Annotated in this window: 8 protein-coding genes; 4 read left to right on the forward strand and 4 right to left on the reverse strand. The window is 73.4% G+C overall.

All coding sequences use genetic code 11. The features are described 5' to 3' along the window. Window positions 1-500: 500 nt before the first annotated feature. Window positions 501-1,142, reverse strand: coding sequence for a MarR family winged helix-turn-helix transcriptional regulator (locus SCWH03_RS23925; RefSeq protein WP_371872760.1), 642 nt, complete (start codon window positions 1,140-1,142; stop codon window positions 501-503). Between the two features lie 363 nt (window positions 1,143-1,505). On the opposite strand from SCWH03_RS23925, the gene SCWH03_RS23930 reads away from it, so the two are divergent. Continuing rightward, on the forward strand, window positions 1,506-2,783 hold the full coding sequence (locus SCWH03_RS23930) for an MFS transporter (RefSeq protein WP_173266471.1): 1,278 nt from the start codon (window positions 1,506-1,508) through the stop codon (window positions 2,781-2,783). 331 nt (window positions 2,784-3,114) lie between these two features. Here SCWH03_RS23930 and SCWH03_RS23935 read toward each other — a convergent pair whose 3' ends face one another. Both SCWH03_RS23935 and SCWH03_RS23940 read right to left on the reverse strand, forming a co-directional pair. Further along, the gene (locus SCWH03_RS23935) at window positions 3,115-4,809 is read right to left on the reverse strand and encodes an ATP-binding SpoIIE family protein phosphatase (RefSeq protein ID WP_173266376.1); all 1,695 of its coding nucleotides are present in this window, start codon (window positions 4,807-4,809) and stop codon (window positions 3,115-3,117) included. Between the two features lie 294 nt (window positions 4,810-5,103). Beyond that, the gene (locus SCWH03_RS23940) at window positions 5,104-6,687 is read right to left on the reverse strand and encodes an NAD(P)/FAD-dependent oxidoreductase (protein WP_173266377.1); all 1,584 of its coding nucleotides are present in this window, start codon (window positions 6,685-6,687) and stop codon (window positions 5,104-5,106) included. Window positions 6,688-7,068: 381 nt separating this feature from the next. Between SCWH03_RS23940 and SCWH03_RS23945 the strand changes: the two genes are divergently transcribed. Then, a complete protein-coding gene (locus SCWH03_RS23945; RefSeq protein ID WP_173266378.1) occupies window positions 7,069-7,833 on the forward strand; it encodes a TetR/AcrR family transcriptional regulator in 765 nt (254 codons plus the stop codon). Window positions 7,834-8,228: 395 nt separating this feature from the next. Continuing rightward, entirely contained in the window at window positions 8,229-10,175 is a 1,947-nt protein-coding gene (locus SCWH03_RS23950; protein ID WP_173266379.1) for a sigma-70 family RNA polymerase sigma factor, read from the forward strand. A gap of 27 nt (window positions 10,176-10,202) precedes the next feature. Here the strand turns inward: SCWH03_RS23950 and SCWH03_RS23955 are convergent, their stop codons facing one another. Further along, complete coding sequence (locus SCWH03_RS23955; RefSeq protein WP_173266380.1) at window positions 10,203-12,407, reverse strand: asparagine synthase-related protein; 2,205 nt, start codon at window positions 12,405-12,407, stop codon at window positions 10,203-10,205. Between the two features lie 710 nt (window positions 12,408-13,117). On the opposite strand from SCWH03_RS23955, the gene SCWH03_RS23960 reads away from it, so the two are divergent. Next, entirely contained in the window at window positions 13,118-14,563 is a 1,446-nt protein-coding gene (locus SCWH03_RS23960) for an NsdA family TPR-like regulatory protein (protein ID WP_173266381.1), read from the forward strand. Window positions 14,564-14,657: the final 94 nt, after the last annotated feature.

Genomic DNA, 14,657 nt, shown 5'->3' on the forward strand with positions numbered 1-14,657 from the left:
GTATCAACATATCTGGCGTTGACTTTTGGCACGCTGTTGAGTTCTCAAGGAACGGACGCTTCCTTCGTACTCACCCACGGAACACTCTCCGAGGCTTTCCTCCGGGCGCTTCCCTTCGGTGTTTCCAGCTTAGCAGATCCGATTTCCTTCTCCGCCACCCGCTGGAGCGGGCTGCCAGAGCGTTCATCCGCTTCCGCGAATTCCCTTTCCGGCGGTTCCGACTCTATCAGATCCTTTCGGGCCCGATTCCCCGTCAGAGGAGGGTTGCCTTTCCGGCCGCCAGGCCGTTCCGACGACCAAACTCTAGCTTGTTTCCCAGGCGTCTCATAATCGAGTCCATCGAAATGAATTCCGGCATGGCGAAAATCATCCCGGCTGGGAGTCCGTGCTGAGTTGGGTTGCCGCGTCCGCGGCGGGATCGGTTACCGAAGAACCGTTCCGGCTCCGCGACAACTCGAAGAACCTTACGGGTCGGCGTGGCCCGTGTCAACCCTTGCGGTTCACGTCCCCGCTGCCGGCCTGTCCGGCCCCTGGTCCAGGTCGGTGAGGCGCCCTCCCGCGTCGGGCTGTGTCTGCTCCACCCGGCGCAGAACCCGGAGGAGCATCTCGCCCAGCTCTCCCCGTTCCTCGCCACTGAGGTCCTGGAGCAGTTCCTCCTCGAAGTCCGTCGCCATGCGCATCGCCTCCCTCCACTTCGCGCGGCCCTCGTCGGTGAGTTCCACGATCACGCGGACCCGGTTGGACTCGTCCCGGTCCCTGGTGACCAGGCCCTCCGCCGCCATCCGGTCGATGCGGTGGGTCATGGCCGCAGGAGTGAGACCCAGACGCCTGGCGAGGTCCCCGGGCCCCAGGCGGTACGGGGCGCCCGAGAGGACCAGCGTCTTGAGGACCTCCCATTCGGTGTTGCTGATGCCGAGGGCGGCGACCTGTCGGCCGTACGCCACGTTCATCCGGCGGTTGAGCCGGCCCAGAGCCGAGACGACCTGCTCCACCTGGGGGTCCAGATCGCGGAACTCGCGCTGGTACGCGGCGATCTGCTCGTCGAGGCTCGGCTCCTGCGACGACCGGCGGTCCGCTGGGGTTCCCTGGGCGGCGGACGGCGAAGGCGTGGAGGCAGAGAGCGCAGAGGGCGCAGAGGTCACGGAAGGCCGGGCGGATCCGGCAGTTCCCGAAGAGCCCGAAGCACCCCGGGAGACGGAAGGCGAGGAGCGGGACGGAGAGGCGGCGGCCGCGGTGGTCCGGAGGTTCCGCGCCGACCGCCCGTCCTCTGCACCCGACGTGTCGGACGATCCGGTGGGGGGTGGGTGCCCGGTCGGCACCGGGGGGCCGGGCCTCTGCTCGGGATTGGCGGACATGCGCCTCACTATCCCATGCCGCTGGTTTGGTTCTAAGTCCTTCGATGTGTACAGTTCAGCTTCGAACTTTAGGTTCTAAGTCTTCATCTCTCAGTCCTCCGGGCTGACCGACCAAGGCAGGTGAGTGTGAGCAAGGCGAAGGGCGCGACGATGCGCCGGATCCAGGCGGGAAACGCGCTGAGCGCGTTCGGGCTCGGGTTCACCGTTCCGTATCTCTATGTCTATGTGGCACAGGTGCGGGAGCTGGGAGCGAGCACGGCCGGCGCCGTACTCGCCGTCTTCGCCCTGACCGCGCTCGTCGTGCTCCCCTTCACCGGGCGGGTCATCGACCGCCGCGGGCCGCTGCCCGTGCTGGCGGTGGCCTCGCTGCTGGCCTCCGGGGGCGCGCTGGCCATGGGGCAGGCCGTCGGCGTGCCCGCCGTCGTGCTGTCGGCGGCGCTGCTGGGCGCGGGTACGGCCGTGATGCAGCCGGCACTCGCCACAATGATCGTCTGGTGCTCCACCCCGTCCACCCGGACCAGGGCGTTCGCCACGCAGTTCTTCCTGCAGAACCTGGGCCTGGGCGTCGGTGGCCTCATCGGCGGGCAGATCGTCGACGGGAGCCGTCCCGGCAGCTTCACACTGCTGTTCTCGATCGAGGCCGCGATGTTCGTCGTCCTGGCCGTCGTCGCCGCGACCGTGCGGATGCCACGAGCCCCCTCGATCCCCGGCGCGATGCCGGAGAACACCGACGGCCGGGCCAGGGGCGGACTGCGGACACTGCTCGGCCACCGCGCCATGGTGCAGCTGTGCGTGCTCGGGTTCGTGCTCTTCTTCGCCTGCTACGGCCAGTTCGAGTCCGGCCTCGCGGCCTACGGCACCGAGGCCGCGGGGATCGAGCCGGCGACGCTCGGCTACGCCCTGGCCGCCAACACCGCGGTGATCGTGCTCGCGCAGTTCCTGGTGCTGCGCTTCGTCGAGCGCCGGCGCCGTTCGCGCATGATCGCCGGGGTGGGACTGATCTGGGCCGCGGCCTGGCTCGTCGCCGGATACGCGGGGCTCGGCCATGGCGGTCAGGCGATGGCGGCTGCCGCGTTCATCGCGACGTACGCCCTGTTCGGGCTCGGAGAGGCCATGCTGTCACCGACCGTGGCACCGCTCGTCGCCGATCTCGCGCCCGAGTCGATGATCGGCCGGTACAACTCGGCGTTCGCCGTGGTCAAACAACTGGCCCTGGCGGTCGGTCCGGCGGTGGGCGGTCCGATGGGGGCCACCCTGCACGGTCCCTACATCGTGACGTTCGTCCTCTTCTCCCTGGGCATCAGCGTGCTGGCCCTGAGGCTGGGGCGGAACCTCACAGCCGTCCAGGACCAGCCCTCGCTCGCGTCCGCGTCGCGGATCGTCGTCCGGCACCGGCCCGAACGGGGCAGGGCCCGGGCCGGAGTCTGACCGTCCGGGGCCCGGCGCCACCCGGCCCTGCGGCATCCGCGCGGCCACAGGCGGCGGCCGCATCCCGGCGACACCCCACCGCCCTCCTGGCGGGTCCCTTCGGGCCGGATGGTGAAGCAACTCCGTCCTGTCCGCAGGGACGGGCCTGCGGCGTCCGGTGCATGCCATCGCGGGACGGAGGGCCGTCCTCGTACCGCCGGACGTACCCGGATGAACCCCGCACCGCAGCCTGACCCGGCACCGCAGCCCGGGGGCACCTCCCGTGCCCGAAGGGCGACGGGGGAGCGTGTACCCCGGGCGGCGCGGGCCGGGAGGGACTTCCGCCGCCCGCCTAGGCGCCGTCGGGGAGCGCGAACTCGCACCACACCGCCTTGCCGCCGCCGGGGGTGCGGCGGCACCCCCAGGACGAGGCGATCGTCGCGACGATGGAGATCCCGCGGCCCGCCTCGTCCTCCGTTTCCGCGCGGCGGCGGCGCGGAAGGTGATCGTCGCCGTCCGTGACCTCGATGATCAGCCGGCGGTCGGTCCGCCGCAGACGCAGGCGCATGGGGGGTGTGCCGTGCAGGAGCGAGTTCGCCACCAGTTCGCTCACGGCGAGCACACCGAGATCGCGCAGTTCCACGGGGAACCGCCACGAGGCCAGCACTCCGGAGGCGAACGCCCGCGCGCGGGGCGCGGCCTCCACGCCGCCGAGCAGTTCCAGCGCGGCGTTGTGGAAGAGCTCCGCGTCCCCGCCCGAACGGGCCGGATGCTGCAGTACGAGCACGGCGACATCGTCGTCGTGGTCCGCGGTGACGCCCAGGGAGCGGATGAGCCGGTCGCACACGACCTGGGGGGAACCGGTCGCCCCGGCCAGCGCACGCTCCAGAGCGGCGACTCCCTCGTCGATGTCCTCGCCGCGCCGTTCCACCAGTCCGTCGGTGTAGAGGACCGCGGTGGAGCCGGGCCGCAGCGGGACCGTGCCGGAGGAGTGGAGCCAGCCGCCGGTGCCGAGGGGAGGTCCGGTCGGCTCCTCGGCCCGGTGGACCGTACCGTCGGCGTCGCGCACGAGGACGGGCAGATGTCCCGCGGACGCGTACTCGAGCCGGCCCTCGTTCGGGTCGTGCACCGCGTACACACAGGTGGCGATCTGGGTGGGGTCGATCTCGGACGCCAGTCCGTCGAGGAGCTGGAGCACTTCGTGCGGGGGCAGGTCGAGCCGGGCGTATGCGCGGACGGCCGTGCGCAACTGGCCCATGACGGCGGCCGCGCGCACACCGCGTCCCATGACGTCGCCGATGACGAGGGCGGTCCGGCCGGCTCCGAGCGTGATCACGTCGTACCAGTCGCCGCCGACCGCGGCATCCGTGCCGCCGGGGCGGTACTCGGCGGCGACACGGAGGTCGTCCGGCTGTTCGAGTTCCTGCGGGAGCAGTGACCGCTGCAGCGTCACGGCGGCCTCCCGGTGCCTGCTCTCACTGGCCCGCAGCCGCTCGGCGGCCTCGGCGTGGGCCGTGACGTCGGCGGCGAACACCAGGACGCCCCCGACGGACTCGCCCTCCCGGTGCGGGTCGGGCGCGTCGGCGGGCAGGCAGGTGACGGTGTACGAACCGCCGCCCCGGACCCGGCGCGACTTCACCGTGCGCGGTCGGCCGCTGCGCAGCACCTGGTCGAGCAGGGGAAGCAGTCCCAGCTCGGCGAGTTCGGGGCAGGCGGCGGCCGCCGTTCCGGTGGCGCGGGCGCCGAAGGCCGTCTCATACGCCTGGTTGACGTAGGAGACCTGGTGCCCGGGGCCGTGGACGAGGACGACCAGTGCGGGCAGCCCGTCGAGCAGCCCGCGCACGGGGAAGTGCTCGAGCGCGGGAACGGAGGACTCCGGAGGGTCCTGCGCACCGCGCGGGTCGGTGACGACGCCGGTGGCGTCGGGCCGCAGCTCCGGCCGCCGGTCCAACTCGCCGCGGGCGGCGGGGACGGAACGGCGGTCCGTCCGCGCTGCGGCGCGGCGCTGCGTACCGGGGAGCCGGGCGCTCCAGCGCGTGAAGTTCACGGAATTTCAAGCCTCGTGGTGTCGTTGCCTTGTCGTGCGCGGTTGCGCCCGCGTGTCCCACCGGGACCGATGCGATCCCGGATCCGGTTTCCGTACCGGCTTCCGGTTTCCGTACCGGCTTCCGGTTCCGGTTTCCGTGCCGGGGCCGATCCCCATGGGAGCGGCCACGTCTGCTCGTCCTGTCGCCGATCGGGCGCGGCGCGGGCGGCCGACGCCTGTACATGTCACTCTGCGCTGTCCGCACGTCCACCTATCGTCACACGCCCAGTGTGACCCACCGCGCCGACAGCCGGGTCAGCCGTCCCCGGTTGCGGGTCCTGCTCCGGGTCCGTTCGGGTCCTTTCTCCGCAGGTCCTCCCCCGGTGTCCCGCCCGGTGTGCCGTCCGGGAGCACCCCCGGACCATCGTCTCCGGGCGCGGGCGCCGCGGACGGCCCGGCCGGGGGCGGCGGAGCCTGGCGCCGCTTCCGCTCCCGTGCGCTCAGGGGCGGATCCTCATGGTGGCGTGCGAGCGGCCTGGACGGGACTCCGCCCGCGGCGAGTTCGAACTCGGCCCGCGGATGCTCCAGCGACCCGAGGGAGACGATCTCACGTGTGAAGAGCCCGGAGAGGATCCACTCGGCGAGGACGCGGGCCTTCCGGTTGAACGTGGGCATGCGGCTCAGATGGTACGCGCGGTGCATCAGCCAGGCCGGATAGCCTTTCAGCTTGCGGCCGTACACATGCGCCACGCCCTTGTGCAGCCCCAGGGAAGCCACGGAGCCGACGTACTTGTGGGCGTAGGTCTTCAGGGGCTGCCCGCGCAGCGAGGCGACGATGTTCTCGGCGAGCACCTTCGTCTGGCGGACCGCGTGCTGCGCGTTCGGCGCGCACACCGTGCCGGGCTCATCGGCGGTGACGTCGGGCACGGCCGCGGCGTCGCCGGCCGACCAGGCGTGCTCGGACCCCTCGACGGTGAGTCTGGCGGTGCACCTGAGCCGACCGTGCTCGTTCAGCGGCAGATCCGTGGCCGCCAGCACGGGGGCGGGTCTCACGCCGGCGGTCCACACGACGGTGCGGGTCGGCAGCCGGGATCCGTCGCTGAGCACCGCGACACGGTTCTCGCAGGAGTCCAGTCGGGTACCGAGCCGTACATCGATGTTGCGGGCGCGCAGTTCCCGGATCGTGTACGTTCCCATGGCCGCGCCGACCTCGGGGAGGATCCGGTCGCTCGCCTCGACGAGGACCCACCTCAGGTCCTCCGGCCTGAGGTTGTGGTAGTAGCGCGTGGCGTAGCGGGCCATGTCCTCGAGTTCGGCGAGCGCTTCGACGCCCGCGTAGCCTCCGCCCACGACGACGAAGGTGAGTGCCGCGTCGCGCAGGGCGGGTTCACGGGTGGAGGAGGCGATGTCCATCTGCTCGATGACGTGGTTGCGCAGGCCGATGGCCTCCTCCACCGTCTTGAAACCGATGGCGTACTCGGCGAGTCCGGGGACGGGCAGGGTGCGGGAGACGGACCCGGGGGCGAGCACCAGTTCGTGGTAGCCGATCGGGATCGCCCCGGTGCCCTCCTCGTCGGAGGCGAGGGTGGTGAAGGCGGCGGTGCGCCGGGCGTGGTCCACCGACCGGACCTCGCCGACGACGATCTTGCATCCGTGCAGGACCCGGCGGAGCGGTACGACCACGTGCCGGGGCGAGATGGAGCCCGCGGCCGCCTCGGGGAGGAAGGGCTGGTAGGTCATGTAGGGCGTGGGCGACACGACCACGATCTCGGCCTCGCCGCGCTGCAGCTCCCGCCGGAGCTGCTGCTGGAGGCGGATCGCGGTGTACATCCCCACATAGCCCCCGCCGGCGACGAGGATGCGTGTGCGCGACGGGGTGCAGGGGATCGTGCCTGGCATCGTGCCGGGTGCCGTGTCCCGGGAGTGTGCAGCCTTCACCACCCCATGACGCAACGCTGCTCGGAGTTTGTCCACAGCCTCGGCGGATTGTGTGACCGGAGGTTCCTGCTGGACCCCGGCGGAACCGATGCGCATGTCGAGGGAAGGTCCGCAGGTCAGCAGGGCGGAAGGAGGTTCGGGACGGGGGTGCGGCCAGGAAAGTTCCGGCCCTTGCTCCGATCGGGGTGCGCACCGGGCGGAACTCCCCCTTCTGAATTGACCTCGACTCAACTATGTTCGTACCTCGTCGGGGTGTTCTGGTCGGTGACTCGCCTGATTCACCCCGGTGTCACGGCGGGGAGGTCTCCGGGGGGAGACGACATCATTTCCGGGGGAACATACATGCACATTCAGGATTCGCATGGGCCGGGCGCCATCGCCACGGAGGCCGTGGGAGACGGGCGCGCGGGGGCGGCTGCGAGCAGCCGTCCGGCACCACTGCGCGTGGACGCGCAGCGCAATCTGGAGCATGTGCTCAAGGCCGCGCGCGAGGTGTTCGGCGAACTCGGCTACGGCGCTCCGATGGAAGACGTGGCACGTCGGGCACGGGTGGGCGTGGGCACGGTCTACCGCCGCTTCCCGAGCAAGGACGTGCTGGTGAGGCGGATAGCCGAGGAGGAGACATCCCGGCTGACGGAGCAGGCGCGTACCGCACTCGGCCAGGAGGAGGAGCCGTGGTCGGCGCTCTCCCGGTTCCTGCGCAGCTCGGTCGCCTCGGGCGCCGGCCGGCTGCTGCCACCCCATGTGCTGCGGGTCGGGGTGGGCGGCGACTCGCCGGTCTCCGAGGGCCCGATCCGGGAGGAGGCGCGGGTGCCGCAGCAGCGCGTGGGCACCGTCGGCCAGCCCGAACTGCGGCTGGTCGCACCGCGGCCGGTGCCCGCGGCGGAGCGGGACGACAGCGGGTCGGATGAGCTTCTCGACATGGTGGGGCAGCTGGTCGACCGGGCGCGCGAGGCCGGTGAACTGCGCGGGGACGTCACCGTCGCGGACGTGCTGCTGGTGATAGCGACCGCGGCGCCGTCCCTCCCGGACACGGCGCAGCAGATGGCCGCCTCGGCACGGCTGCTGGACATCCTGCTGGAGGGTCTGCGCTCGCGGCCCCTGTGACGGGGCCTGCCTGCGGTCCGCTCCGGGTCCCGGCCACACGGCCCGGATATGCGGCGAGGAAGGTCCGCTCCGGACGCCTTGTGACGGGGCTTGGCGACGGGGGACGGGACCTGGCCCATGCGCCTGATCCGCTGGCACACCTCGACGGGGCTTGGCGACGGGGGACGGGACCCTGCCGGGCGGCCTTCCCGGAACAGTTCTCTCGCGGCGGCTCCCGTCACGGTCTGCGCATAGCGGCCTTCCCGTAGCGGACTTCCCATAGCGGCACGGTCTCGTGCTTGGATTCGGACGGTCTCCCGGACGAGTGGTTGCGGTGCGCGGGAGGCTTGACAGCGCCCTCCCTGTGGCACTCTGGCCGGTGTTCGGGTCACTGGGTGGGTACGGGGGCTTCCGCGATGAGCGGTGAGGGGCACAGCGGGCCGCGCGGCGGGGAGAACGGCGAGGAGTCCACCGGGGCCTGCGGCGAACGCGGCGTACGGGTTCCGTCGCAGTGCGGGGGAATCGCGTCGGGACCCGCCGCCGGCGTCCCGCCCTCCCCTCCGGCACCGTCGGACGCCGACCTGGTCCTGCGGATGCGCGGAGGCGACGACACCGCCTACGAGGAGCTGTTCAGGCGGCATGCGGACGCCGTGCGGCGCTATGCCCGCAGCTGCTGCCGCGACGCCCACACGGCGGAGGACCTGACGGCCGAGGTGTTCGCCAGGACACTGCAGGCGGTTCGGGGAGGCGGGGGACCGGAACAGGCGGTGCGGGCCTATCTGCTGACGGCTGTGCGCCGTGTCGCCGCCGCCTGGGCGAGGTCCGCCCGCCGGGAGCACCTGGTCGAGGACTTCGCGGTCTTCAGCGACCAGGCGGCCCCCGCGACCGGGGCACCGCGGGATGCAACGGTCCAACTCGGTGCGGATGTGCGCGCCATGCACCAGGCCGAGCAGTCGATGGCCCTGCAGGCCTTCCGCTCGCTGCCCGAGCGCTGGCAGGCGGTGCTCTGGCACACCGCCGTCGAGCAGGAACCGCCGAGCGAGGTGGCGCCGCTGTTCGGTCTCACCGCCAACGCCACGGCGGTTCTCGCCGGGCGCGCCCGGGAGGGGCTCAGGCAGGCGTATCTGCAGGCCCATGTGAGCTCGGCGCTCACCTCGGGAGGCGACTGCGCCCGGTTCGCCGACCGGCTCGGTGCCTACGCACGGGGCGGACTTCGGATGCGGGCCGAGCGCGGGCTGCGCAAGCACCTGGAGGGGTGTGCCTCGTGCCGGCTCGCCGCGGGCGAGCTGGAGCAGGTGAACTCCGGGATGCCGGCCCTGCTGCCGGTCGCCTTCATCGGGTGGTTCGCCGCGGACTACTCGTTCAAGGCCGCCCGAGCCGTGGTGGCCGGGGCGGCGGGAGCGGGGTCCGGAGCCGGAGCCGGAACCGGAGCCGCCGGGGCGCCCGGGGCGGTTTCCGGCTCGTCGGGCAGCGCGAGCACCGCGGGCAGCGCGAGCACCGCGGGCACCGCGGGCAGCGCGGGCAGCGCCGCCGCGACGGAAGGGCTCACCGCATCCGTGAAGGCGGGGATCGCCGCGGCGGTGGCGGCCGCGGTGGGCGTGGGGCTGGTGTGGGCGCTCTCGGGGCCGGAGCCCGGACCCCGTGCGCGACCGCCGGCGGCGCAGCCCGTACCGGCGAACCCCTCCGCTCCGGGCGAGCCGCAGCCCGCGGCGGCGCCCCGTGCACCGGCGCCCGATCCACGACCTACGACACCGGGTCCCAGCCCGTCCGGGGCGCGTCCGGCACCCGCGCCCGACCAGCCGACGGCGCCCGTGCCCACACCCACGCCCACACCCGCGCCCGCGCCCGCGCCTCCCGGGGCTCCCGGGGCTCCCGGGGCTCCCGGGGAGACACGGTCGCCCTCGTCGGCGGTTTCTCCCCCCACCACCGTCCATCGGCTCGACCGGCTCCGGTACGGCGTGGCCGGCGACCGTGCGTACCCCGAGGTGCGGCTCGCTGCGAGCAGCTGGATGGGAGAGCGCGACGGCATGTCGATCGGCGGCGTTCCCTACGAGCACGGGGTGTCGGTGCACGCCCGCTCGTCCGTGACGATCGATCTGAACCGCACGTGCAGTTCGTACGACGCGCTCGTCGGCGTCGACGACCTGACGCTCGGACGGGGAGCCGTCCGCTTCTCCGTCTACGCGGACGGGGTGCGGCGGTGGCGGTCGCCGCTGCTCCGGGGAGGCGACCCGGCGGTGCCGGTGTCCGTCGGCCTCACCGGCAGCGGGACACTTCGGCTGGTCGTTGCCCCCGACGGAGTGCGGCCGCTCGCGGCGACGGCGATCGCCGACTGGGCGCGGTCGCGGATCACCTGCGTCTGAGCGCCCGCGGCGGGGCACGGCGCGCCGCTATGCGCGGAGCGTCGGGCGGCGCGGTACGCCCGAGGCGACGGCGCGGCGGCGAGGTGCCTCCGTACCCGTCCAGCATGTGCCGCGCCGGGCCAGCAGCCGCCGTAGCCAGAGCTCCGTGGAGACCAGCTCCGCCAGCCCGTCCAGGGGGACCGGTTCGCCCTCGGACGCCGCCCGCAGGGCCTTGCGCACGACTCGTGCCTCCACGATGCCCGCGTCCGCGAGCAGCGGGGTGCCGAACAGGTCCAGCAGGTGCGGCAGCGACATGCGGATCCCCGCCCGCGTCGCCGTGGTCGACGCGGTCTGGGACGGCGCCCCCCAGCCGGGCGGCAGGTCGTGGACGCCCGCGCCGGAGAGGACGGTGCGCAGCACGGCGGTGCGGGCACCGGGCTGGACCCGGAGTGCCTCGGGCAGGTCGCGGGCGGCCCGTACGACCCGGTTGTCCAGGAAGGGCGCGTGCAGCCGCTGGCTGCGCACCTCGGAGGCCTGTTCCATGACGCGGTGGTCCGCAGCGTAGCGGGTGAGCGCGGCGCGGGCGCGGGCCTCGCCGGGGCGTTGCACGGATGTGGGCCGGCTCGCCGCCTCCTGGAGGCGCACGGATACCTCGGCGAGCGCTTCGCCGGTCAGCCAGCGCGCCGCGGGTCCGGGCCGGGACCAGGAGAGGGCCGCGAGGGAGGCGCCGAGCGGTCCGTTGACGTCGGGCACCTTGCGGTTCGCCTCGGGCAGCCGGGCGGCGGCCGTCTCGAGGCCGGTGCGGTAGGGGGTGCGGGCGAGCCGCCGCGCCGCCCGGTACACCGTGAGCGGCACGAGCAGCGAGCCGAAGGTGGGGGCGGAGGCCCGGGCGAGTGCGGAGACGGGGCGCAGCAGCGGCCGTCTCCTGCGGTCCATCAGCAGGTCCGCCAGGCGGGCCGGGTGGGCGTCCAGCACCTGCCGGGCGCCGTGCCCGGTGAAGTGGTCCGCGCTGCCGGACGCGAGGCGCCGCCGGTTGCGTTCGGCCTCGACGAGCGACGGCCCCGGTTCGTCGGTGAGGGGGCCGTCCAGGTCGGCGTAGGGGAGGGCCTCGGCGCCCGCGGCGACCACGACATGGCGCAGCCGCGGGTTCTCGGCGACCGTCCTGGCGCGCTCCAGCTCGGCCTCGCGGCCCTGCGGTGCGGCGAGGTCGTTGAAGGTGACGGCCAGCAGCCGTTCACCGGCACCGGTGCCGTGGCCGAGGATGGTGCCGGGGACGCCGGGCAGTCCGGCGGCGAGCAGGGCGAGGGTGCCGGAGGCGCTGCCTCCGGAGAGGTCGGCGCCGATACCGGGCGCGGGTGCGCCGCGGGCGGCACGCCGGTCCGCCGGTCCCATGCCGGGCACCGGTCCCGGATCGGGTGGCAGGGTCTCGGGGGCGTGCCGGGGTGCGGTGAGTCGTGCGCGTACGGCGTCGACCAGTGCGTCCCGCACGGTCTCCACGGCCCGGTCGGGTTCGAGCTGGGGTGCGGCGACGGCGAGCGAGGCGACCGGCTCGTAGCCGGTGATCTCCCGGGAGCCTTCACGCAGGATCAGTGCGTGTCCCGGGGGGAGGCGCTTCACTCCGGAGTACGGGGTGGAGTCGCGCAGCGCCTCCGGGGACTCGGGGCAGGCGAGCAGCGCTGCGAGGTACCCGATGTCGAGCTGGGCCTCGATGAGATCGGCCAGCGGCAGTGCGGCGGTGGCGTAGGCGGTGCCGTCTGCCCAGGGGGTGTGGAAGACGGGGCGGGCGCCCGCCAGGTCGCCGGTGACGGTGATGCGCCGGCCGACCTGGACGACGGCGGTGTAGCTGCCCGCCCAGGCGGTGAGGTGGCGCAGCGCGCCCCCGCGCGCCGCGAAGAGGCCGACCCGCAGCTCCTCGTCGCTGGCGGCACAGCAGCCCAGCACGGCGAGGCGGACGGCGGGGGCGCCTGTGGTGAGGCCGGGGGGCGGGCCGGCGGTGACGACGCGGACCTCGTCGGGGCGCCAGTCGCCGACGGCCCAGAGGGGATCGGGGTCGCCCCACAGGAGCTGGGCGCCCACGGGGTGGACGGTGCGGCTGTCGTCGCCCGACGGCGACGGCGAGGGCGACGGCGACGGCGACGGATAAGAAGGGGAGGGGGAGGGGGAGGGGGATGGTGGAGGTGAAGGGCGGGACCCGGGGGATCCGGCCGTGCCGAAGCTTGCGGCGGCACTGCTCCACCCCACCAGCCACCGCATCGCGCCTCCACAGCCTGTGGACAACTCTGGGCGCGCCCGATGCGGCACACCCCGATGAGGACATGCTGCCATGCCGGGGGCGCGCCGTAGGGGCTCCGGGTAGCGTGCGCAAAAAGTGAACGCGCCCCTGGCATTGGCCATATGGGGCCGTCCGGCCGCCGGGCGTCCGTGCCTCGGTCAGCGAATCCGTGGAGGGTCAAACACCGGAGGAGGATCGACATTCAGCCAACTTGAAGCCGGCAGGGAGCAGAAGATATCGCACGAAACGGGGCACAGGTGCTCGGTCCGGGAGACGGCAGCCGCCTCCCGGACCGGTCCGCCGCCCGCGGGGAATGAGGCGGCGGTGTCCCCCAGCCCATTGGTTCCCTGGCCAATGGGCCGACCCACGCAGCACTCATGGAAGCCCTCCCACGACGGCCGGAGGAGAGCGCACGGGCGGGCGCACGGCCACACACCGGGAGCACGGCCCGCACGGGGAGTCGCACCCGAACACGCAACAATCTCGCCATCCGGAACACTGCCTCTTAACGGTAGGGATGTGGCGAACTACCCTGTGTGGCACCGCTGTTCTCCTCGGGGGCGCATATTCCCGGGGGCTCGGACACCTGCTCTTGCGTCCGGCTTCCATGGAGTTGTCCCCTTGCGGGGAACGGCGGAGCGAACGCCGGGCGGGGATGCCCGGCGGCCGTCTGTGTGTCGAGGGGTGGCGCATGTCCAGGGAGCAACGCGGGCCGAACGAGAAGCTCGGCACCGTTCTCGCCCTCGCGGGAATCAGCAACGCCGGGCTCGCCCGGCGGGTCAACGACCTCGGGGCGCAGCGCGGTCTGACTCTCCGCTACGACAAGACGTCGGTGGCGCGATGGGTGTCGAAGGGCATGGTGCCGCAGGGCGCCGCGCCCCATCTGATCGCGGCGGCCATCGGCCAGAAGCTGGGCCGCCCGGTGCCGCTGCACGAGATCGGGCTCGCGGACGCCGATCCGGCGCCGGAGGTCGGTCTGGCCTTCCCACGGGACGTGGGCGAGGCGGTGAAGGCCGCCACGGAGCTGTACCGGCTGGACCTCGCGGGCCGCCGCGCGGGCGGCGGGATCTGGCAGTCGCTGGCCGGTTCCTTCTCGGTGAGCGCCTACGCCACGCCCGCATCGCGCTGGCTGATCAACCCGGCCGACTCGTCGGTCGAGCGGACCCTCCGGGGCGCTGAGGGTGCGGGGGCGGCGCCGGAGAGCCCGGACGACGCGTCGGCGCGGGTGGGCCACAGCGATGTGGCCAAGCTGCGCGAGGCGGCCGAGGACGCCCGGCGCTGGGACTCCAAGTACGGCGGCGGGGACTGGCGCTCGTCGATGGTCCCGGAGTGCCTGCGGGTCGACGCGGCGCCGCTGCTGCTCGCTTCGTACTCGGACGAGGTGGGCAGGGCCCTGTTCGGCGCCACGGCGGAGCTGACCCGGCTGGCCGGCTGGATGGCCTTCGACACGGGCCAGCAGGAGGCGGCCCAGCGCTACTACATCCAGGCGCTGCGGCTGGCGCGCGCCGCGGCCGACGTCCCGCTGGGCGGCTATGTGCTGGCGTCCATGTCGCTGCAGGCGACCTACCGGGGCTTCGCCGACGAGGGGGTGGATCTCGCGCAGGCGGCGGTGGAGCGCAACCGCGGCCTGGCGACGGCGCGCACGATGAGCTTCTTCCGGCTGGTGGAGGCGCGGGCCCACGCCAAGGCGAGCGACGCGGCCGCCGCCGGGGCCGCCCTGAAGGCCGCCGAGAGCTGGCTCGAGCGGTCCCGCGAGGGCGACACGGACCCGTCCTGGCTGGGGTTCTACTCGTACGACAGGTTCGCGGCGGACGCCGCCGAGTGCTACCGGGACCTCAAGGCGCCCCGCCAGGTCCGCCGTTTCACCGAGCAGGCCCTGTCCCGGCCCACGGAGGAGTACATCCGCTCGCACGGGCTGCGCCTGGTCGTGAGCGCGGTGGCCGAACTGGAGTCCGGCAACCTGGACGCGGCCTGCGCGGCCGGCACCAGGGCGGTGGAGGTCGCCGGCCGGATCTCCTCCGCGCGTACGACGGAGTACGTACGCGACCTGCTGCACCGGCTGGAGCCGTACGGGGACGAGCCGAGGGTGGCGGAGCTGAGGGAGCGGGCCAGACCGCTGCTGATGGCCCCGGCGTGAGCCGCGCGCTTCCCCGGGCTCGCGTCGCACCCGGCGCGTTCCGGGGCGCGTATGCCACCCGGTTCGACCCGCTCGCTCGCGGGCCGGTGCATCA

Origin of the sequence: Streptomyces pacificus, from assembly GCF_011766325.1 — a bacterium.
GTDB lineage: Bacteria > Actinomycetota > Actinomycetes > Streptomycetales > Streptomycetaceae > Streptomyces > Streptomyces pacificus.

Bases quoted from the DNA above. Each gene is read 5' to 3' on its own strand.
- SCWH03_RS23930 (WP_173266471.1), top strand. From the start codon at position 1,506: ATGCGCCGGATCCAGGCGGGAAACGCGCTGAGCGCGTTCGGGCTCGGG.
- SCWH03_RS23960 (WP_173266381.1), top strand. From the start codon at position 13,118: ATGTCCAGGGAGCAACGCGGGCCGAACGAGAAGCTCGGCACCGTTCTC.
- SCWH03_RS23950 (WP_173266379.1), top strand. From the start codon at position 8,229: ATGAGCGGTGAGGGGCACAGCGGGCCGCGCGGCGGGGAGAACGGCGAG.
- SCWH03_RS23945 (WP_173266378.1), top strand. From the start codon at position 7,069: ATGCACATTCAGGATTCGCATGGGCCGGGCGCCATCGCCACGGAGGCC.
- SCWH03_RS23940 (WP_173266377.1), bottom strand. From the start codon at position 6,687: ATGCCAGGCACGATCCCCTGCACCCCGTCGCGCACACGCATCCTCGTC.
- SCWH03_RS23955 (WP_173266380.1), bottom strand. From the start codon at position 12,407: ATGCGGTGGCTGGTGGGGTGGAGCAGTGCCGCCGCAAGCTTCGGCACG.